The organism is Staphylococcus sp. HMSC034G07 (assembly GCF_001835975.1).
Taxonomy (GTDB): domain Bacteria; phylum Bacillota; class Bacilli; order Staphylococcales; family Staphylococcaceae; genus Staphylococcus; species Staphylococcus ureilyticus.
Genome location: NZ_KV826593.1, coordinates 203,373 through 224,294, shown reverse-complemented (window position 1 = coordinate 224,294; position 20,922 = coordinate 203,373). Strand labels below are relative to the sequence as shown.

Annotated in this window: 26 protein-coding genes and 1 pseudogene; 18 read left to right on the top strand and 9 right to left on the bottom strand. The window is 30.1% G+C overall.

Translation table 11 applies throughout. The annotated features are described in order from the left end of the window. Positions 1-71: 71 nt before the first annotated feature. Positions 72-572, bottom strand: coding sequence for a GNAT family N-acetyltransferase (locus tag HMPREF2586_RS02370; RefSeq protein WP_046207571.1), 501 nt, complete (start codon positions 570-572; stop codon positions 72-74). Positions 573-715: 143 nt separating this feature from the next. Continuing rightward, the gene (yidC, locus tag HMPREF2586_RS02365; protein WP_019468812.1) at positions 716-1,516 is read right to left on the bottom strand and encodes a membrane protein insertase YidC; all 801 of its coding nucleotides are present in this window, start codon (positions 1,514-1,516) and stop codon (positions 716-718) included. Positions 1,517-1,752: 236 nt separating this feature from the next. Here yidC and HMPREF2586_RS02360 point away from each other — a divergent pair, with 236 nt between their 5' ends. Continuing rightward, complete coding sequence (locus HMPREF2586_RS02360; RefSeq protein WP_046207572.1) at positions 1,753-2,565, top strand: metallophosphoesterase; 813 nt, start codon at positions 1,753-1,755, stop codon at positions 2,563-2,565. On the opposite strand, the gene HMPREF2586_RS02355 is transcribed toward HMPREF2586_RS02360, so the two are convergent. Continuing rightward, the gene (locus HMPREF2586_RS02355) at positions 2,566-3,177 is read right to left on the bottom strand and encodes a C39 family peptidase (RefSeq protein WP_070657950.1); all 612 of its coding nucleotides are present in this window, start codon (positions 3,175-3,177) and stop codon (positions 2,566-2,568) included. Between the two features lie 164 nt (positions 3,178-3,341). Between HMPREF2586_RS02355 and HMPREF2586_RS02350 the strand changes: the two genes are divergently transcribed. Continuing rightward, positions 3,342-3,812 (top strand): GyrI-like domain-containing protein, encoded by a 471-nt coding sequence (locus HMPREF2586_RS02350; protein ID WP_046207573.1) that lies wholly within the window; start codon positions 3,342-3,344, stop codon positions 3,810-3,812. Between the two features lie 292 nt (positions 3,813-4,104). Here the strand turns inward: HMPREF2586_RS02350 and HMPREF2586_RS02345 are convergent, their stop codons facing one another. Beyond that, positions 4,105-5,310, bottom strand: coding sequence for a putative multidrug effflux MFS transporter TcaB (locus HMPREF2586_RS02345; protein WP_070657949.1), 1,206 nt, complete (start codon positions 5,308-5,310; stop codon positions 4,105-4,107). 257 nt (positions 5,311-5,567) lie between these two features. On the opposite strand from HMPREF2586_RS02345, the gene HMPREF2586_RS02340 reads away from it, so the two are divergent. Both HMPREF2586_RS02340 and HMPREF2586_RS02335 read left to right on the top strand, forming a co-directional pair. Beyond that, on the top strand, positions 5,568-5,948 hold the full coding sequence (locus tag HMPREF2586_RS02340) for a GtrA family protein (RefSeq protein WP_019468817.1): 381 nt from the start codon (positions 5,568-5,570) through the stop codon (positions 5,946-5,948). Between the two features lie 244 nt (positions 5,949-6,192). Continuing rightward, entirely contained in the window at positions 6,193-7,062 is an 870-nt protein-coding gene (locus HMPREF2586_RS02335; protein WP_019468818.1) for a cation diffusion facilitator family transporter, read from the top strand. 341 nt (positions 7,063-7,403) lie between these two features. On the opposite strand, the gene HMPREF2586_RS02330 is transcribed toward HMPREF2586_RS02335, so the two are convergent. Next, on the bottom strand, positions 7,404-7,766 hold the full coding sequence (locus HMPREF2586_RS02330) for an aggregation-promoting factor C-terminal-like domain-containing protein (RefSeq protein WP_019468819.1): 363 nt from the start codon (positions 7,764-7,766) through the stop codon (positions 7,404-7,406). 357 nt (positions 7,767-8,123) lie between these two features. Here HMPREF2586_RS02330 and HMPREF2586_RS02325 point away from each other — a divergent pair, with 357 nt between their 5' ends. Next, complete coding sequence (locus HMPREF2586_RS02325; RefSeq protein ID WP_040030126.1) at positions 8,124-8,810, top strand: 2,3-diphosphoglycerate-dependent phosphoglycerate mutase; 687 nt, start codon at positions 8,124-8,126, stop codon at positions 8,808-8,810. Between the two features lie 179 nt (positions 8,811-8,989). On the opposite strand, the gene HMPREF2586_RS12675 is transcribed toward HMPREF2586_RS02325, so the two are convergent. Next, positions 8,990-9,094 carry a putative metal homeostasis protein gene (locus tag HMPREF2586_RS12675; protein ID WP_017722768.1) on the bottom strand — a complete coding sequence of 35 codons (105 nt, stop codon included), beginning with the start codon at positions 9,092-9,094 and terminating at the stop codon, positions 8,990-8,992. Positions 9,095-9,315: 221 nt separating this feature from the next. Here HMPREF2586_RS12675 and HMPREF2586_RS02320 point away from each other — a divergent pair, with 221 nt between their 5' ends. The 12 genes and pseudogenes from HMPREF2586_RS02320 to HMPREF2586_RS12570 form a co-directional block, all read left to right on the top strand. Further along, positions 9,316-10,764, top strand: coding sequence for an MDR family MFS transporter (locus HMPREF2586_RS02320; protein ID WP_019468821.1), 1,449 nt, complete (start codon positions 9,316-9,318; stop codon positions 10,762-10,764). 119 nt (positions 10,765-10,883) lie between these two features. Beyond that, complete coding sequence (locus HMPREF2586_RS02315) at positions 10,884-11,213, top strand: ASCH domain-containing protein (RefSeq protein WP_019468822.1); 330 nt, start codon at positions 10,884-10,886, stop codon at positions 11,211-11,213. Positions 11,214-11,451: 238 nt separating this feature from the next. Continuing rightward, the gene (locus HMPREF2586_RS02310; protein WP_070657948.1) at positions 11,452-11,820 is read left to right on the top strand and encodes a DUF4467 domain-containing protein; all 369 of its coding nucleotides are present in this window, start codon (positions 11,452-11,454) and stop codon (positions 11,818-11,820) included. 29 nt (positions 11,821-11,849) lie between these two features. Beyond that, positions 11,850-12,458: a DsbA family protein gene (locus tag HMPREF2586_RS02305; protein WP_070657947.1), complete on the top strand. Its 609-nt coding sequence runs from the start codon at positions 11,850-11,852 to the stop codon at positions 12,456-12,458. A 215-nt stretch (positions 12,459-12,673) separates the two neighbouring features. Next, a complete protein-coding gene (adcA, locus tag HMPREF2586_RS02300; protein ID WP_070657946.1) occupies positions 12,674-14,215 on the top strand; it encodes a zinc ABC transporter substrate-binding lipoprotein AdcA in 1,542 nt (513 codons plus the stop codon). A 183-nt stretch (positions 14,216-14,398) separates the two neighbouring features. Beyond that, positions 14,399-14,914: a YceI family protein gene (locus HMPREF2586_RS02295; RefSeq protein WP_019468826.1), complete on the top strand. Its 516-nt coding sequence runs from the start codon at positions 14,399-14,401 to the stop codon at positions 14,912-14,914. Positions 14,915-15,038: 124 nt separating this feature from the next. Further along, on the top strand, positions 15,039-15,617 hold the full coding sequence (locus tag HMPREF2586_RS02290; RefSeq protein ID WP_037539911.1) for a helix-hairpin-helix domain-containing protein: 579 nt from the start codon (positions 15,039-15,041) through the stop codon (positions 15,615-15,617). A 15-nt stretch (positions 15,618-15,632) separates the two neighbouring features. Beyond that, positions 15,633-16,106: an SRPBCC family protein gene (locus HMPREF2586_RS02285; protein WP_046207578.1), complete on the top strand. Its 474-nt coding sequence runs from the start codon at positions 15,633-15,635 to the stop codon at positions 16,104-16,106. A 76-nt stretch (positions 16,107-16,182) separates the two neighbouring features. Further along, on the top strand, positions 16,183-16,359 hold the full coding sequence (locus tag HMPREF2586_RS12795) for a hypothetical protein (RefSeq protein ID WP_046207579.1): 177 nt from the start codon (positions 16,183-16,185) through the stop codon (positions 16,357-16,359). Between the two features lie 243 nt (positions 16,360-16,602). After that, the gene (locus HMPREF2586_RS02280) at positions 16,603-17,421 is read left to right on the top strand and encodes a formate/nitrite transporter family protein (RefSeq protein WP_070812635.1); all 819 of its coding nucleotides are present in this window, start codon (positions 16,603-16,605) and stop codon (positions 17,419-17,421) included. A 179-nt stretch (positions 17,422-17,600) separates the two neighbouring features. Beyond that, a complete protein-coding gene (locus HMPREF2586_RS02275) occupies positions 17,601-18,137 on the top strand; it encodes a GNAT family N-acetyltransferase (RefSeq protein ID WP_070657945.1) in 537 nt (178 codons plus the stop codon). A 59-nt stretch (positions 18,138-18,196) separates the two neighbouring features. Beyond that, positions 18,197-18,391 (top strand): annotated as a pseudogene (locus HMPREF2586_RS12570) (MFS transporter); the annotation flags it as partial. Positions 18,392-18,450: 59 nt separating this feature from the next. Here HMPREF2586_RS12570 and HMPREF2586_RS02270 read toward each other — a convergent pair. The 3 genes from HMPREF2586_RS02270 to HMPREF2586_RS02260 all read right to left on the bottom strand — a co-directional run bounded on the left by HMPREF2586_RS02270 (position 18,451) and on the right by HMPREF2586_RS02260 (position 19,963). Continuing rightward, a complete protein-coding gene (locus HMPREF2586_RS02270; protein WP_019468832.1) occupies positions 18,451-18,882 on the bottom strand; it encodes an Hsp20/alpha crystallin family protein in 432 nt (143 codons plus the stop codon). 41 nt (positions 18,883-18,923) lie between these two features. Then, on the bottom strand, positions 18,924-19,295 hold the full coding sequence (locus tag HMPREF2586_RS02265) for an Hsp20 family protein (protein ID WP_070657944.1): 372 nt from the start codon (positions 19,293-19,295) through the stop codon (positions 18,924-18,926). A gap of 227 nt (positions 19,296-19,522) precedes the next feature. Further along, on the bottom strand, positions 19,523-19,963 hold the full coding sequence (locus HMPREF2586_RS02260; protein ID WP_070812618.1) for a MarR family winged helix-turn-helix transcriptional regulator: 441 nt from the start codon (positions 19,961-19,963) through the stop codon (positions 19,523-19,525). Between the two features lie 394 nt (positions 19,964-20,357). Between HMPREF2586_RS02260 and HMPREF2586_RS02255 the strand changes: the two genes are divergently transcribed. Further along, positions 20,358-20,714: a DUF3139 domain-containing protein gene (locus tag HMPREF2586_RS02255; RefSeq protein ID WP_046207583.1), complete on the top strand. Its 357-nt coding sequence runs from the start codon at positions 20,358-20,360 to the stop codon at positions 20,712-20,714. Positions 20,715-20,922: the final 208 nt, after the last annotated feature.

The following is a 20,922-nucleotide window of genomic DNA, read 5'->3' as shown; positions in this document are numbered from 1 at the left end:
TGATGATAGCGGGTGTCATTGCTTTTTTTAGTGCGTAAAACAATGTAGTAATAAAGTCGTAACTTGTTATTTTAATAATCGTGTTCATTTCTTGAATAATTCATACGAACTTCATAATAAGTTTTTCCAAAATAAGTAGCTTGTTTATCATTGCTCAACTTAAATCCAACTTGCTCATAAAAATGAATTGCATTTTTATTTTCTTCAACTACCCATAGGGTTACATTGTCAGGATAAGATAATTCCAAGGCACGTTGTGTAAGTGCATAACCAATCATATGACGCTGATAATCTTCCAATAAATAAAGTGCGAAGATTTCACTCCAGTCGTCAGAAGAAGATGAGGATTCCGTTTTGCCATAAGATATGAAACCTACTACTTCGTTTTCGACGAGGGCAACTAATGTCGGAACATTGTGCAAATAAGACTTTCTGATAAATTGAGCTTTGTCTAGGTTTTCTAAGTAATTATTTTTAGATAAATGGTCATAAGTTTCCAACCAACTTTCATAGTGGACAAGTGCTTTACCATACTTATCTGCTTCAGTTAATGCTCTTATTGTAAACTCCATACATCTTCCCCCTTTGTTTATCAAATTGTAAATATTATAGCATCTAACGATGTGTAAAAGAAATTTTTGAATTCATTACAAGTAAATGAAAGAATTTTAAAATTCAATAAAGTAACATGACTCATTGTTTAGTCAATATTTGTTTAATTGAGGGAATCCGCAAGTTTTAAAGCTTCTTGTTTTGCTTGTTTACTGTAATATGAATGAGCAAAGTGCATTTGTAAAATTAAAAACAAACCACTAAATGTCCAATACAAACCAAGTGCTGCTGCAGAATGTAAAGATATGTAAGTTATAAAAATAGGTGATAATATCATCATCACATAATATGTTTTGCGTTGATTTTTAGGGTAATGCATTGCATTTACAAGAGGTTGTATGAAATAAATAGCAGCTGCAATTAATGACATCCATAAATCAGGTTTTGTTAAATTGAACCATAAAAAATGAGGGAATTGATCTATTCCACCACTGCTAGGAAATTTAAGTGTCACGATTAAACCAAATAATATGGGCAACTGTATTAAAATTGGTAAACAACCGATAACGCTTTTTATTGGATTAATGTCATAACGCTTATAAGTGGTCATCAAATCTCTATTAGCTTCACGTTTTTCCTCCTGTGTTTGCGCATCTCTTACGCGTTGTTTGATGTTATCAATTTGCGGTTGTACTATCTTTGTTTTTTCTCTGATCAGATGCATGTTTTTAACTTGTATTAACATAAACGGCATTAAGATAAGGCGTATGGTCAGTACAATCATGATGATGGCTAACCCATAATTGTCGTTAAACAACTTTCCCAATCCATGCAAAAACATATCAATGGGTTTTACAAAAATAAAGTAAAACCAGCCACTTCTATCCTCTTGTTTTGAATAATCACAAGCAGTTAAAAGTAAAGGTAGCATCGTCATCATTAAGACAATCCAATTTTTCTTCATATGTTATTCCCTCCTGCTCGGGTTTTGAACAATGTAACTTTAACACAATTGCATACAATTTTTAAATATTATTTAAAAAATTTCGAAAAACATTTTAATGAATGACTTACAGATATGTTTGATATACAGAATGATTTGCTGAACGAAACTTAAATGAATACAAGCGGAATATTTAAAGAATAAAATGAAGTTGTGTCATAATGAAATTGTTAAACGAGTAGAGGAATGTGATAAATATGTTAATAGGCATGATTTCAGATTTACATATCGATAGACATAATAAACTAACGCCCAAAGATTATGAACAGGCATTAGTTACAGTAATTAAGCAACAAAAAATTGAATTATTACTTATCGCTGGAGATGTTTCAAATCATTATAAGTTAACGCAATCATTTGTGAAGGAAATCGAGATACAAACAATGATAAAAGTACTGTTTGTACCGGGAAATCATGATTTTTGGTCAACGGATACTGGGGCGACTTCTTCTGAAATCTTGGATACTTATATCAAAATGGATAATTGCTTAATAGATGATCCTTTTGTCATAAATGAAGCGTGGGCGATTGTAGGTAATACAGGTTGGTATGACTATACATATGCACACTCTAAATTCTCTTTGGAACGCATTGCACGTAGGAAATATTATGGCGCTACTTGGCAAGATAAAGTGAAAATAGATTGGCAAATTGAAGACCAAAAATTATCAATGATAGCGGCCAAACAAGCGATGAAGGATATTGAAAAAGTAAAAGATAAAAAAATTATATTAATGACACACATCGTGACTCATCGTAAATTCGCAGTACCAATGCCACATAGAATATTTGATTATTTTAATGCATTTATAGGTACTTCGGATTTTGATGAAATTTATACCCAATATGATATTAGATATAGTATTATGGGCCATGTTCATTTTCGAAATGTTTTTGAAGAAAACAACGTGACATATATTTGTCCGTGTTTAGGCTATCAACGGGAATGGCGTACACCAGATATAGAACAGGAAATCAACCATGCGTTACACAAAATAGAAATTAATTAATCATTTTTGTAAATGAATGCTCATACGTCCAGGAGCATTATAACTGCTTTCTAATTTCTGTTTGTTAATTTTTATAATTTGATATTTATTCGGAAAAATAGCAGGTATAATAATTGATTTCCATAAATTAGACCATAATGGATCAATATAATAATAATGGTTATCGTCATAACCAATCAGCACGGTAACATGAATGTTTGATACCAATTGATGATGTGTATTATCAATTTTAAATGTTTTGCTAAAAGGCTTTTGACCTAAAACAGTGTGATAAATGATGACAGGTTGCCCTTTATCAATGACGTCACATAATGAAGCCAGTGATTTCCCAGTACTATTAACAATACGTTTATCATACGTTTGTAAATAGGGTGCTAAGGCTGTAGGGAAAATCGTTTGATGATAACCCCATTTTACCCATAAGTGATGACCTACATAGCCTTTATATGGATTATTTGCGTGTTTCGGCCAGTGTTTCATGATATGTGTTGCTGGTATTTTGTGATTATTGAATTGTAATATCATTGCACTTGCTATGCCTTCGCACCCCATAATCATAGGTATCGGGAACAATTGGCTAATTGGTTTAACGGCTAATAATTTTTTATTCATAGATAGAGACTCCTGTATCGAATATTAAAGATTTATTAACATTGATGATTGCTTTTATTATATATCTATATCGATTTAAGTGACTACAAAGATGCTTAAATCATAGTTAATATTAGATATATTTTAATAAAAATGGTTATAATGTGCGAAAGGGGTTGAAAACAATGGATTATAGAATAGAAACATTATCCGACATTCCAGTGCCAGTTGTAGGGGTAAAAAGAGCATATGCAACTGGACAAAAAGCACAAGAAAATATTTTTAAGTTTTGGATGGAATTTGAAGCAATGGGTTACAAAAATCACTTGATATCACAAAGTAATCAATACCTCGAAGGGTTATTAGGTGTTTGTCTTCCTAAAGAAAATGGCGAAATGCATTATTTAATAGGTGTGACAAATGAGGAAACGCAAAGTGATTGGGAACAAGTAGAATTAGTAGAAGGCAGATACTTAGTATTTGATGCCAAAGGTCCAGTTCCAGAATCGATTAAACAAGCAATGCAAACCATTCATAGAAAAATCTTACATACTCTAGATTATGAATTGCGAAGCGCTCCTTTTTTTGAGTTGTATAAACCAGGTGAATTACATTCAAACGACTATATTACTGAAATTTGGTTTCCAATCAAATAGTAGAATAGAAGTTTGAAATCAACGATGTTAGAAATATAAACACAATTGTGTCATGTAATCGCCCATTTCTATTTCAAGTCAAGTAGAATTGGACATTTATTGTGTTTATAGTATTTTATAGATTGGTATATTGAGCAAGCAAAAGAAAAGACGCCACTAAATGGCATGTTGAAACATGAATTTAGCGGCGTCTATATTAATTTTTTAACCTAAGTTTTCCAAATCAATACATATGTTATTAAATTAATTGTGAATGTTGATAATGCTTTGAATGTATTTTTTAAGCTTTAATTCATGTTATATGCTTATTAATAAAAAACGACTTTAACCCAATTTCTAACCCAATGATTAGCACTGCAGTGATTAGTAAAATAATCGTATATGGTAAGATACTGTATTCACCTTGTAATCCTACTAATGGTGACATGATACCACCAAGTATAAATTGAAATAGACCTAGTAAACTGGAAGCATTACCACTACCACCAGTACGAGCTTCCATTGCTAATGCAAAGCTTAAAGGTCCGATACCTGTTACAGGACATACATTTAAAAAGAATGCGATAATTAATACCCATAACGGCAAATGCAGTGTTAATGCCACAATAATAAGTACAACGCCAATTATTTGAACGATTGTTAAAATAATTAGCAAAAAGTAGCGATTTATATATGCCACAAGTAAGGCTGTAAGTTGACTCATAATAATAAGGCCAATGCCGTTAAAAGCAAACAAATAACTAAATTGCTGAGGCGTCATGTCATAAATTTTTTGTGTAATAAACGGTGCCGCAGATGAAAAACTAAATAACATTACGTACGTTAAGCCTTGTAAAATCATTGGAATAATAAATGCAGGCGTTTTTAACAAATGAGCAAAATCTTTAAAAATAACTTTAAAATTAAGTTTTGCTCTGTTTGGTTGATGTGTTTCTTCTAAATGGCGGATCGACAAAAATAAAATAATAACACTTACGATTGCCAGAATTACAAATATTGCTTTCCAATTGGATATCGTTAGTGCGTATCCACCTATGATTGGCGCAATAATCGTAATGATACCATTAATTACAAGTAATGCTGCTAGTCCTTTAGCTAATGCTTTTCCTTCATGCTGGTCTCCCATAGTAGCTTTGGCAATTACTATCGCGCCTCCGCCAGTTAAACCTTGAACTAGTCGCAAAGTGAGTAAGACACCCATGGAAGCAGTGAAAACCGCCAGTAAAGAAGCGAGCGCATAGATTGAAATGATAAACAAAGCAACTTTTTTTCGTCCGTATGCATCAGACAAAGGCCCAAATATAAATTGGCCAATAGCAAGACCAATCATTGCAAATGATAAAGTAAGCTGTGCTTGAGATACAGATGTACTAAAGTCATGTTGCACATTCGGTAATGATGGCACATACATATCTATGGTTAAAGGACCAAATGTAGTCATGATACCTAACACAATAATGACCATAATTGGCAGTTGACGATTTGAAATCTTGTCCATGTTTGAAACTCCTTTAAAATACTCTTTAATGTTTAATTATAAACATGTTATCTCGTTTTGTAACTACTTATAAAAGTAATATATTAAATACCATGTATATTTAAAAACGAGCATATTAATTGAGCTCGTTGTAATTATTAATATAATACAAAACATACATTTATATGATAAAGTATTATACTAGATATAGCGCGTTAATAATATGTTTTTAATAGCAATTATTCAAAAAGACATGGAAATTTACTAAGGAGTAAAAAATGAATTTGACTAAAACACACTATGAAGTGATTAAATTTGTGATTGTAGGCGGTATGAATACTTTAAATTATTACATTGTCTATCTTTGTTTATTGAAGTTATTAGAAATGAATTATTTAGTTAGTCATATCAGTGGATTTATCATTAGTTTTGTTATTTCTTATTATTTAAATTGTTACTTTGTTTATAAAGTGACACCAACTTGGAGTAAATTCCTAAAGTTTCCATTAACTCAAGTTGTCAATATGGGCATGCAAACTTTATTATTGTACATTTTTGTACAATGGTTTGGTATATCATCTGTGATAGCACCTTTTGCAGGGCTTATCATTACGATACCTATAACATTTGTGCTCTCTAAATATATTTTGAGAGATTAGTTAAATGATTAATAGACCAACATTTTAAATATAGTTATTTTTATGAGATCAAGTTTCGGAATCAAAAATATGATTTGTTTCAAACTTGGTCTCTTATTTTTGCTCAATTTTATAATTAATATTAGGATTGGCTAAAAAAATAATTAGTTTATTTATATTAAATAATTTTTGAATAAAAATCGTTGTAAATATGTTTGTATTGAGTCATAATAAGTATTCAATCATACTGAAGGTGGAACGTAAGATGAGTCAAAAAGAAAAATTGGAAACAGCACAAAAAGGTGCCTTTTTAAGTTTAATCGTCTATATCATATTATCAGTGACTAAATTTATTGTAGGTTATTTATATGATTCTGCAGCTGTAAAAGCAGATAGTTTAAATAACATGACAGATATTATTGTTTCTTTGGCCGTAATTATTGGGTTGAAAATTTCTATTAAACCTGCAGACCAAAACCATCCATATGGACATTTGAAATCTGAAAATATATCATCATTACTCGTGTCATTTATTATAATGTTTGTAGGTATTCAAGTCATTATAGAGAATGTTCCTGAATTATTCACAAACGAACATCATACTCCTAATATTATAAATATTTATGTCAGTGTCATTAGTGGTTTGATTATGCTAGCTGTGTTTTATATTAATCAAAGAATTGCTAATCATACCCAAAGTAGTTCTCTGAATTCTGCAGCTAAGGACAATTTGTCGGATGCGTTAGTGAGTTTAGGAACTGCAATTGGTTTAGTATTTACACAATTTGGATTTCCAATCATTGATACGATATTAGCCATTATTTTAGGCTTACTTATAATATATACTGGTTTTGGTATCTTTAAAGAATCAATTTTTACATTAAGTGACGGTTTTAACGAGCAAGAATTAGAAGCTTATAAAAATTATGTGTTAGAAATTGAAGATGTAATAGAAGTACAAAATATTAAAGGTCGTTACCACGGTAGTAGTGTTTTTGTAGATGTAACGATTGTAGTAAAATCAGATTTGTCTTTAGAGGAAGCACATCACATTTGCGACAAAGTAGAACAACATATGCATAGCAAAGGCATTTCTTCAGTTTATGTGCATCCTGAGCCACAGTCAATACAGTAACTAAGATGTCGAGAAAGTAAATAATTTTGATTATTATCATGACTTATATTCATATTAAGTTAATAAACTACTAAAGGATAACCTGAATTAAGGTATTTAATGAATATTGATGTATAAACTGAAATTTTATTAGCTTATTTTATAGTAAAAAAAACGAGTGGAACAGAAATCTATTTTTATCAAAAAGATTTCACTGCTCCACCCTGGCAAGAATGACTAGAATTTTAAAAAAATATAGAGGAACACCTGAGATTCAGCCCATGCATAAGCCCCACTAACTCAATAAATTGAGAAGTGGGGCTTTATTTTTTTACATATTGAAGAAATGCATAAAATTCGTTTTACCACCAACCATTTGCAGCACGGAATTCAATTGCTGCATCAATTGAGCCATAACGTTCTTCAGCGTATTGAATCATACCTTTTGTTTGTTCAGTTACAGATCCAGTACCCCAAGCTTCCTTCGTTTGTCCTAAACCTCTATATCCTAATTCATTCACCGCATCTGGGTTACCGCTTGATTCTGGCATTACAATGTTATCCCAAAGTGCTTTTGTACCACCAGCAGCAATAAATTCACTATATACATCATTGTTTGCTTGAGTAGTTTCTGCAGCATCAGCTGTAGATGTATTTGAAGTTAAACCAACACCAGCAGTAGCGATTGTTACTGATGCGAATGAAGCTAATAATAATTTTTTCATTTGAAAAATCCTCCTAATAATTGTTTGTTTTAAATAATTTCAAATTGTATTTGTTAATCTGCATAGTTGTTTTAAAAGTGCTTATTTTTGTCTGTCGTATTGCTCGGTTTATCAACGTTTACAACTATAACATCATTTTTTTATAGACAGGTTACAGTAAAATAAAAATAAAAAGTCATTTATGAATAAATGAATACAATCATTTCAAAATTAAGTGTAAATTGTTATAATTTTAATGTATGGCATGAGAAATTATAGATAAGTATTGTCGTAACAAGATTTATATCTGTATATCACTGTAATATTTTTGTAAAACGGGTGATAATATAATTTTATTCAATGGAAAGAAGGAATATTATGCCAAAACTAATTTTATGTAGACATGGACAAAGTGTTTGGAATGCTGAGAATCTATTTACAGGTTGGGCTGATGTAGATTTATCAGAACAGGGAAGAACTGAGGCAGTAACGTCGGGAAAAAAATTAAAAGAACAGGGTATAGAGATTGATATCGCCTTTACGTCTTTATTACAACGCGCCATTAAAACTACATTTCACTTATTAGATGAATCTCAACAGTTATTTATTCCTGTTATTAAATCTTGGCGCTTAAATGAGCGTCATTATGGTGGATTGCAAGGTTTAAACAAAGATAAAGCAAGAGAAAAATTTGGAGAAGAACAAGTACATATATGGAGACGTTCATATGACATAGCACCACCTGAACAAAGTGAAGAACAAAGAAAAGACTATTTAAATGATAGAAAATATGAACATTTAGATAGAAGAGTTATGCCTGAATCAGAAAGTTTGAAAGACACGTTAATTAGGGTGATTCCTTATTGGAACGACCAAATTTCACAACAGTTATTAGATGGAAAAACTGTGCTTGTTTCTGCACATGGAAATTCATTACGTGCATTAATTAAGTATTTAGAAGATGTATCAGATGAAGATATTGTAGGATATGAAATTAAAACTGGAGCGCCTTTGATTTATGATTTAACAGATGATTTAAAAGTAATAAATAAATATTACTTATAGTTTTTCAATAAATGTAAGTAAAAAAAGACCTCATAAATAGATAATGAATCGTTTAAATAAAATAATGGCTGATCCTGAAGTATATAAATGTATATTTTCAGGAATCAAGCCACATTTTAGAAGTAATGCGACAAAACCAGAAACAAATTACCATTGGTTTTGAAGTGTTACTTCTATTTTTATTTATTGCGCTTATGTTGTTGGATAATTTTGCGTGCACGTTTCCGTGTTTTAATATTAGGACTATTTAAATTACGACGTGCTGTTTGTAAATCTAATTTCATGGTGAGGACCTCCTTTATCTATAGATATTATGTAAGAAAAAACCTGAAATGTAAATAGTAATTATTACGATTTATAACTATTTTTTAAATCTCTCAAAATAAAAGATTAAAATAAAACTAATATTTTAAGTATTTTTAATGATAAATTAAACTAAAATATGTATAATGCAGAAATGCGACTAAAAAGAGTTGATAAATTAATAGAAAATAGGAGTACAAAAATGGATCAAAAGACGAAAATTATAATGATTTTGATGATGTTGTGTGGTGGATTTTTTGGATTATTAAATGAAACCTTATTAACTACAGCATTACCAAGCATAATGAAAGATTTTAAAATAGATTACACACAAGTACAGTGGCTTACTACGGCCTTTTTATTGACCAATGGTGTAATAATCCCATTGTCAGCAATGATTATTCAAAGATACTCAACAAGAAAAGTATTTTTAACTGCAATATTTATCTTTTTTATCGGGACTTTAATTGCAGGATTTAGTCCAAACTTTTCTGTTTTATTAAGTGCAAGAATTGTTCAAGCACTTGGTTCTGGTATCATGATGCCACTGATGATGACGACGATCTTAGATGTATTTGAACCTCATGAAAGAGGTAAATATATGGGGACTTTTGGTTTGGTGATTGGTTTAGCTCCAGCAATTGGTCCGACACTGTCTGGTTATTTAGTAGAGTATTTAAATTGGCGTTCATTATTCCATGTCGTTGCTCCAATAGCTGCACTTACTTTCATTGGTGCACTTAAATTCGTCAAAAATGTTGGTACTAATCGAAAGACACGTATTGATATTTTATCAATAATCTTATCTGTGTTCGGTTTTGGTGGTTTGCTATACGGTACAAGTTCAATTTCTCGTGATGGCTGGAACGATCCAATTGTATTGACTACTGTAATTGGTGGCATTATTTTAGTTGCTGCTTTTATATTTCGTCAAACACGTTTGGAAAATCCACTGCTTGATTTTTCAGTATTCAAAGACAGTCAATTTGCCGTAGGTATTATCATAATGGCTTTTACGATGATTTCAATGATTGGTTCTGAAACTGTGTTACCGATGTTTGTGCAGAATATTATGAATGACTCAGCACTTCAATCAGGATTGATTTTATTACCTGGAGCTATCGTAATGGGGATTATGTCAGTGATTTCAGGTTTACTCTATGAAAAATATGGTGCTAAAATATTAGCATTCATTGGTATGTTTATTGTAGTTGTAACAACTTCTTATTTTGTAATCATGGATGAACATACTTCATCAGCGATATTAGCTACTGTATATGCTATTCGTATGATTGGTATCGCACTTGGTTTAATGCCATTAATGACACATACAATGAATCAATTAGCGCCAGAAATGAATGCCCATGGTTCATCGATGACAAATACTATACAACAAATATCTGCATCAATTGGTACAGCAGGTTTGATTACAATTATGAGTCAGGTTGCTAAAAACTACACACCAAATATGTCTGAGTTTAAAGATATGAGCCAAAAACAAATGACAGCAGAAATTCAACATCAAGCATTGCTAAGTGGGTATCACGGTGCCTTTTGGTTTGCAGTCATTATATCAATTATTAGTTTAATAAGTGTGTTTATGTTGAAAAGCAAAAGACAACTTAAATTAGAAGAAAAGAATGCTGAATAATTAAATTTGCGACATCGTACTGCATTAAGCGAAATTGTCTTGTAAATGATATTAATATTATGATACTTTGATATCAATATAAATATTATGAATGGAGCGTATGGATTATAGAACACTCGATGCATTTAAATAATGAACCTTTTCAATTAATGAAAAACGAAGTCAAAACGATTGAAATTAGATTGAATGATGAAAAAAGACAAGAAATTAAAAGCGGCGATTATATTGTATTCCAAAATTTAATGAATGAAGAAACATTAACAGTCCAAGTTAAGGAAATTGTAGTGTTTTCTTCGTTTCAGTCACTGTTGAACCAATATACAAATGAAGAAGTTGGAGCGAAAGCAGATGATCAACTTTCTCAAAAATTAGCGGCTATATATCAAATTTATTCACAAACAGATGAACTTAATTACGGTGCATTAGCAATCAAAGTGGCACTAATATGATGAAAATGAAATTAATTGAGTTATAGCTAGGATAAAGTTGTACCATAGGTGAAAATTTAATTTTTCACGGTAAATATGACACTTTCGTTAAATTCATTTATGAATGAATTTTTCGGAAGTGTTTTTATATAAATATAAAAATAATGTTATAGTTCTAGCACATCAAAGATTTTCGTTGTAAGATAAAACTTATGGTTAAATAATATTAGATATGAGAAGTAATATTAGGAGTGTAAATATGAAAAAATTAATGACGATGGTGTTCATTTCAATAATCACTATAGCTGGGTGCAGTAGTGGGAAATATGCTGATGAGATTGACAAAGCAGTGCATCAACAGAAAAAACAACAAAAGATTTTAGCTGATAAGCAAAATGGCGATGTGGAATCTAAGTTTGAAAAAAAGAATGCGAATATCTATGTGTATGACAAAGGTAAATATGTGACTATTGCTTATAAACCATTAAAAGATGATGATGAAGTTCATTTTTATACATATAAAATAACAGATGGTAAAGCACATTACTTAAAAAACTTTAATTCAAAATCATATTCACATGCACATGATGCGGATTATAAAGAAGAAAATATGAACTTAGAAGAATAAAACAAGATAAGAAGGTGTGTTTTTAACAAATGAAGAAATGTTGGTTAAGTTTGTTATTAATGGCAATAGTCATTTTTGTTTCCGCATGTTCGAATGACAATCAAAATGTACATCAAGATGACAAATATGGAAAAGGTGGAAAGATTAAAATTATTGAGTATGGTGATTTTAAGTGCCCATATTGTAAAAAAGTAGAAGAACATATTATGCCTAAATTAAAAAAAGAATATATTGATACGAAAAAAGTAGATTATCAATTTGTTAATATGGCATTTTTAGGAAAAGATTCAATTATAGGTTCAAGGGCAGGTCATGCAGTAAGGCAATATGCACCTAAACAATATTTAAAATTTCAAAAGTTAATGTTTAAGCAACAACCGAACTCAGAAAAAAAATGGATTACCGAACAACTCGTTGATCAACAAATAAATCTATTGGAAATTTCAAATGGTAAAAAAGAAAAGATAAAAGCGAGTTATAAAACAAAAGATAGTGAATCATGGAAAGCAGCCGAACAAGATCAAAAACAATATAAAGAAAACCATATTGAAACAGCACCTACAGTTTTTGTAGCAGGTAAAAAAGTAGAGGACCCGTATAAATATAAGAACTATAAAAAAATACTTGAAGAAAGTTAAATATTAAAATTTAGATTTAAACTTTAATATCAAAAGCCCGTTCCTGAACGTTTTATAAAACATTTAGGAACGGGCTTTTTTAGTTTATATGAAAAAGAAGGACTAACTTATTAAATCGAAACAATTACGAAAAAAACCAAAATATGTATTGCATATCTCGAAAAGTACAGTTATAATTTTAAATCGTAATTATTACTATCTGAGGAGGAATAAGAATGAAAAAGTCAATATACATACTGTCATTTGTCATTATATTAGCGATCATCGTTACTGCTTGTAGTGCTACAAAGTCTAACGAATCAAAAGATAATGACAAAATAAAAATTAATACTACTGTATTTCCATTAAAATCATTTGCCAATCAAATAGGTGGAAAGTATGTTTCAGTTAAATCTATTTATCCTACTGGTGCAGATTTACATACATATGAACCAACACAAAAAGATATTATGAATGCGAGTAAAGCAGATATGTTCCTGTATACAGGTGACGATTTGGATCCTATTGCTAAAAAAGTGGCAGCAACAATTAAAAAGGATGATAAAAAGGTATCGTTAGGAGATAAAATTGATAAAAGCGAATTATTAACTGATCAACACGAAGAAAAACATGAAGAAGAACATGGTCACCATCATGAACATGGACATCATCATGGCGGCTATGACCCTCATGTATGGTTAGACCCAAAATTTAATCAAGTCTTTGCAAAAGAGATCAAAGATAAATTAATAAAGCAAGACCCTAAACACAAATCTTATTATGAAAAGAACTATAATAAGTTGAAAGAAGATTTGATGGGCATAGATCAAAAAATGCAAAACATCACTGAAGATAAGCAAGGTAATACCGTATATATATCACATGAATCTATTGGTTATCTTTCAGAAAGATATGGATTTGTCCAAAAAGGTATACAAAACATGAATGCTGAAGATCCATCTCAAAAAGCATTAGCAAAAATTGTGAAAGAGATTAATGATTCAGGCGCAAAATACATTTTGTATGAAGCCAATGTTTCTAATAAAGTCACAGATACGATTCGCAAAGAAACAAAAGCAAAACCATTGAAGTTTAATAACATGGAGTCATTATCAAAAGAACAAGCAGAAGATAATAAACTGACATATCAATCCCTAATGGAAAAAAATATAAAACATCTTGATATGGCATTAAATGACAATGTTAAAACAGATGATGAACACGCACATAATAAACATGAAAAAGCAATTGCTGATGGCTACTTTAAGGATAGTCAAGTAAAAGATAGAAAATTAACTGATTATGAAGGAGAATGGCAATCAGTTTATCCGTTTTTAAAAGATGGCACGTTAGATGATGTCATGAAATACAAAGCAAAAGAAGATAATCAAATGACTGCAAAAGAATATAAAGCATATTACCAAAAAGGATATAAGACAAATATTAGTAATATAAATATTACGGAGGATACGATTACTTTTAAAAAAGACGGTAAGACCTTAACTGGCCAATACAAATACGATGGGAAAGATATTTTGAAATATGAAAAAGGTAATAGAGGTGTCAGATATTCATTTAAACGAGTAGGCAGCAATAAAGATTTGCCAAAATATGTACAATTTAGCGATCATAATATTGCACCTAAAAAAGCAGAACATTTCCATATATTTATGGGAGATAATAAACAAAAAGTATTAAAAGAATTAGACAATTGGCCAACATATTACTCAAGTGAATTAACAAAAGCACAAATTAAAAAAGAAATGTTAGCACATTAAAGTCTAAATCAATGTGTGGATTTAAGTGAAATTAATTATTTATATAGATAATGAGTAAAATTTTGTTTTACGGGAATATTTTTCATAGAAACACAAATATGAGCTTTTCTATTGATATATAAAATATACCTGATATAATAAATGTATCAATAGAAAGTTAATAATTTGGAGGTATGAATTTTTATGACAAAATTTAATTTTGATCCAGCACATTCAGTAGTAGAATTTTCAGTTAAACACCTGGTGATTTCAAATATAAAAGGTAGATTTAATGAATTCGAAGCTTCACTTGAAGGAGATTTAAATGATTTAAGTACAATTAAAGGTGGTTTAACAATCAAAGCAGATTCAATTGACACTCGCGTTGGTGATCGTGATAATCACTTAAAAAGTGGTGATTTCTTAGATGTTGAAAACTACCCTGAAATTAAATTTGATGTAACAAAAGTAGATGGAAATTCAGTTACTGGTAATTTAACAATTAAAGATGTAACTGAAGAAGAAACTTTTGAATTATCATATGAAGGTCAAAGTAAAAACCCATTAAATGGAGCTACAACAGCAGGATTCATCGCTAATGGCACAATTAACCGTGAAAAATATGGTGTGACATTTAACCAACCACTTGAAACTGGTGGCGTAATGATTGGTAAAGATATAAACTTCCAAGTAAGCCTTGAATTTGCATTAGAAGATTAATAACAAAAATTATAGTAAAAAGATCCAAGACTGATGTTTGTCTTGGATCTTTTTTTGTTATATAAAATTTAAAATCTTTTTATGCGGGTATAAAGTATTAAAAAGGGGGATTTCAGTGGCAACAATGTTACCTAAAATTGGTCGTCCAGCAACGAATGCGTTAGCTTCGATCGGTATAAATACTTTAGAAGAATTAGCAAAATATGAACGAACTACTATATTAGATACTCATGGCGTAGGACCTAAAGCGATCAGCATATTAGAAAATGCGTTAACAGAAGCAGGACTATCATTTAAAAATGAAGCGGCTTCAGAATTTCCATTTGAAATGGTTGGAGATTTAGGGTGTGATAATGCACCCAAACGGCGAATCATGTTAGATTTTCTAATTGGATCTGCATTAGCTGATAAGAATAAGTTATCACAAACAGTTGTGTCAAATTTCAAGTGGCAAGTGCCTGGTGCTTTTGAATTGAACAGTTTAGATGAATTTCACAATGAAATTGAAGCGCATAAAGTAGATATTAAAAGAATAGAAGTGACGCATAATTTAACACACGGAAAGTTTGGTGCAATGCATGGTACTCAGTTAAATAGTGATGGCACAGCAGTCTACTTTGCGGATTTTATTGAGTTTGAAAGCAATCGTAAAAATGCCAAAATTAAAACAGTGACATCTTATGTAATTATGAATGATGAATAAAAAGGAGCGTTTTAAGTGAGTATAGAAGTAAATGAAAATAAAATTATATTTAAAAGAGATTTTGAAGCAACTGCAGAAGAAATATTTGACGCATATACTGAGCAGTCTTTATTTGAACAATGGTTCCACCCTCAAGGTGCAACAACAAAAGTGTTCGAATTTAATATTGTGACTGGAGGTCAAGCGTTTTTTGCAATATATACTGATCAAGGTACAAGTTATACATTAACAAAGTATAATGAAGTCAAAGCACCTTATTTAATTGATTATAACGATTACTTTACTGATAAAGAAGGTAATATTGATAAAAATATGGCTAGTATGCGTAATGTCATTCAATTAGAACAGAAAGGTGAGAATTCAACACGTATTATATCCACTGCAGAACTACCAGATCCTAAATCAGCACAACAATTACTTGATATGGGTGTAGAAGCGGGTATGAATAGCACATTTGATAATTTAGAAACACTTTTAAAAAATAAATAGTCATAGATATGTAAGAATTGAAACACTTGTACACTTTAGCTTTTAGTTATAATAAAAGTGAAAAGAGGTGAGTGTATTGAATAAACGTTATTTAAAAGTATTAGGGTTATATACGATAAGTACGCTTGTACCAGCTATGATGTTAAATGAAAAATGTTTAAGTAGCAGTACATTCAAATGGTTATTACGTACTTTAACAGGCTATGGTATTTTTGCTTATGGCCTACATATATTAACAAAATTTAAAAAATAACAGCAAGCAGCGCGATTAAGTTAGAGCTATCCACGCTCCAATATGAGCGCTAATTCGTTATGAACTGTCTCTAATATTTGGAGTGAAATAAAGACACTTTCGTTGAATTCACATTAAAAAGAATTTATACGGAGGTGTTTTTTTATGTAAAATAGAAGTACGTCTATTAAATTTGAATAAAAAATAATACAATGAATCTGTAAGTTTGAAATCTAAATATTTTAAAGGGGAAGGGTGTCGATGTTGATAGATAATAATAAAGCCATCAAAGATACATATATGTCAGGCGAAACAATTAAGAACATTAATAATCAAGTTCAAATGAAGGATGTAATGTTTGACCAAACACCTGGACGTTATGCATTAAAATCGATTATGTCTGGATTTTTGTTAGCCATTGTAACAGTTTTCATGCTTGCAATAAAAACACAATTTGATGGTGCAAATGAAGGACTCATTAACTTAATAGGCGCTATTTCATTCAGTTTAGCCTTAGTATTAATCGTACTAACACATTCAGAATTATTAACGAGTAATTTTATGTATTTAACAGTTGGATGGTATTATAAACTTATCGGTATGAACAAAGCTTTACTCATCATGTTAGTATGCTTCTTTTTTAATATTATTGGAGGTTTTGTATTATTTGGGTTAATGAAGTTTACGCCTATAATGACAACGGAAATGGTGACAAGTTTAACAACGCTTGTAGATGGAAAGACCATAGATACGACATGGTATGCCATTTTAGTAAAAGCCATTTTCTGTAATTTCTTCATAAATATTGGAATTTACGTATCAATTCAATTTAAAGATGGTTTATCTAAAGCTTTCTTCATAGCCTGTGGTGTTATTGTCTTTGTATTTATGGGTTATGAACACGTAGTATTTAATGCAGGTTTATATGCTGGTATGGTTTTTTATAATCTTGACGCTGTCGCATGGCTACACGTTTTAAAAAATATAGTCTTTGCTTTTATAGGTAATTATATTGGTGGAGGTATATTTGTTGGGCTGGTTTATGCTTATTTAAACGGTAAACGCGATAGTTTGCGCAGTTGATTTTAAGATAAAGTAGAAAGACAATGTGGTTTCTTTAATGAAATCGTATTGTCTTTTATTTTTTATCTATAAAACAAAAAAATTGACTCATTTATCAAGAAACCATATTGTATTACTGTAAATTAATGTTTGAGATTTAATAAAATGAAGCTTTAAGAGAAACGCTAAGGAGTGACAAAATGTCTGACTATAATATTAGAATTGCTGAAATAGATGATGCTGAAGCATTGCAAAAATTAATGCATGAAGCATTTACTCCATTAAGAGAATTAGGTATTGATTGGCCATCTGTCAACGCTAGTGTTGAAATGGTCGAAAAAAATTTACAAACGGGTACGACTTTTGTCTTGGAAAATAACACGGAAATTATTTCAACGATAACTGTACGTTATCCTTGGGAGACAAAACGACGTATTTCTATTTATCCGTTTGTATGGTGGTTTGCTACAAAACCTACGTATGATGGTCAAGGATTGGGCGGAAAGTTATTAAAATACGTTGAAGAAACCTTCCTTAGAGATACGCTTAAGGTACCAGCAGTGACATTGGGTACATCTGCACGCAAACATCCATGGCTATTAGATATATACAAAAGAAGAGGTTATGAAGTTTATGCGGAACATGAAAATGACGATGGTGATTTAGGCGTTATTATGAGAAAAGTATTAATTCCAGATCGTTTTGATGAAGAAGTATTAGGACAACCGCCATTTTAAGTGATGATATGTAGTAGGGGATTCCTTTAGGTTTTAGTTAAGGGAATTCCCTATTTTTATATTTTAGTAAAGAGGCAGGTACTGCAAATAGTATTGTTTCTATGATGGATGGTTTGGGGGGATTCTTCCCACCTATTGTTATTTCTTATGTCACAATAGTTACAGTTTCCAGTCATTTAGCGTTTTTATTACTAGCGATATTTGGAATTATAGCATTAACAACAATGTCGAGAATGGTTAAAAATGTAAACTAAAACTATAAATTTAATAAAAAAAGCAACACTTCACTTTTAGGAAGTGTTGCTTTTAATGTTTAATCAATTTGAATATTATAAGAAGACTCTTTTTTCTCTTTTTTAGGTAGCGTCACATTTAGCATGCCATTTTCGTAAGCAGCTTTAATGCCATTTTCATCAACATTATCAAATTGATATTGACGTTTTACATCACTAAAGCTGCGTTCTTGATGAATCATGCGTCCATTTTCATCTTCTTTATTATTTTCAAATGATTGTTTACCTTCTATTGTTAAAACATTATTTTCAAATTGAAGATTAATATTTTCTTTTTTCATACCTGGTAATTCTGCTTCTACTACGTAAGCATCTTCAAGTTCTTTGACATCTGTTTTAATGCTATTACTTCCTGGAAATTGATCGAAAAATTGACGTCCAAAGTCTCTGAATAAATCACTAGGATTTGCATCGAAAAATGAATTATCGAATGGTTTCATATTGAATGCCATAAAGCATCTCTCCTTATATAATAAATTTATTTTGTTACGATTTAATCAATATTAATTTGTTTTTTTGTATGGTTAATAGGTAACGTAACATTTAATATACCATCGTTTAGCATTGCTTTAATATTAGGTTCATCTACATTTTTAAATATAAATTGTCTACTTTGATTATTAAAATTGCGCTCTTTAATCAAGTAATTATCTTGGTTTTGAGTTGTTGTAGAAGTATTTGTAACACTGATTGTTAAAGTCTTTTCATCAAATTGAATATCTATATCTTCTTTACTGTAACCTGGCAGTTCAGCCATGACTTGATATGCATCACTTGATTCATATACATCTACGTTAAAATCATGATGCTCGGTTAATAAATTTTCTAGAATATCTGTAGAAAGATTTTGAGTGTTTTGCATCATTTTTCACCTCTCCTTTAACCTTATATTAATATTATAATACATTAGTCAAAGAAAGTCAAAGTCAAACTATGAGCGTTGATTATTCTAAATGTACGATCATATCAAAAATGGCGTATCAATGATTGTTAACATAAGTATAATTAGAAAAAATAAAAAAGAGGCAAGTTTAAGTTTAAAATAGCATAAATAAACTACACACTTTAAACGTTTCTTTGCCTCTTAATATATTAAATTTCTTTAGTGAAATGTTTATTCACAAAATTTTGTATTGTCTCTTTTAAGTGAACGGCTTCATCGATATCCATATCAAATTCACCAAAAACTTTTCTAGAGACACCGGATAATGAATCTTGAACTTTTGCACCATGTTCGGTAAGTGCAATTTGTAAATTACGTTCATCATCAATCTCACGTGTTCTACTAACAACCCCTTTTTTTTCTAATTTTTTTAGTAATGGTGTTAGCGTACCTGAATCAAGATAAACGCGTTGTCCAAGTGTTTTGATGTTGATTTTTTCATTTTTTTTAATTGCGAGCATAACAATATAACCAGTATATGTTAAATCATACTCTTTTAAATATGAAGTATATTTTTTTATTATTTCTTTTGATGAAACATAAAATAGAAAGCACAGTTGTTCTTCTAAGTAACTTAATTTGTCCTCCATTTAATCACCCCTTTTGAAATTTAACCTTATTATGAACTACGTACATTGTCAAGGAACAGTTGTGTCTTTATTCATAATATTTTTATACTGTTGTGAAAGTGTTATTTGAGTTATTTTATTAATTTCATTCATATTAAAGTTAGGTGAAATTGTCCTGAACGGATTATTCAAAAAGTAATAAAGAATATATGTATATTTTATAATATATACAGTTATGCATAAGCGAAAAATTAAGAACATTTTGTTACAAAAGGTAATAATACTTTATAATTTATTTGTTATCGTTCATAATATTAATATTATGAATTTTAATAAGTAGTCTAGGAATTTAAGAGTATGAGGATTAACAATGGAGTATGTATAATAATTGTTTTTACTTAAAAGGAGATAAATAATGAAGACGTTTTTGAAAATACTAGGACTATTAATTATTTCGTTAATTTTGGCTGTAATTTTTTTCTTTGGTTTAAGAACTTATCAAGGTCACAAAAATTTAGAGTTAGTTGATAACTATTTAGATGAAACTCATCTAACTGATAAAATCCAAACAGAGAAAACATTATATAGTGCTAAAAAAGGTTTGTATTATAAAGAAATTAAATTTAAAGATGATTCAGATCATACTTATGTCGTTCAACCGATTAGTACATATAAAGGTATATTGGTGCAAGGTTTTGATCCAGAAACTAAGAAAAATGTCAAAGGCGCAAAACATAATGCTTTTAAAGAAAAATATCAACCTAAAGAATAAAAGTTATTTTTAATGATGTTATTATTTTATAGATTAAAGCAAAACAGGATAAAGTTGGCTGGTACCGTATTTATTTATGGCATCAGCCATTTTTTATTGAATGCTTTTATCGTATAGATTACTTTAGTAAAAATTAAAAAACATAAGCATTTTGAGCACTATTCCAAGTGAAATGTATATAAAAATCATACCGATTTCTTATGTTACT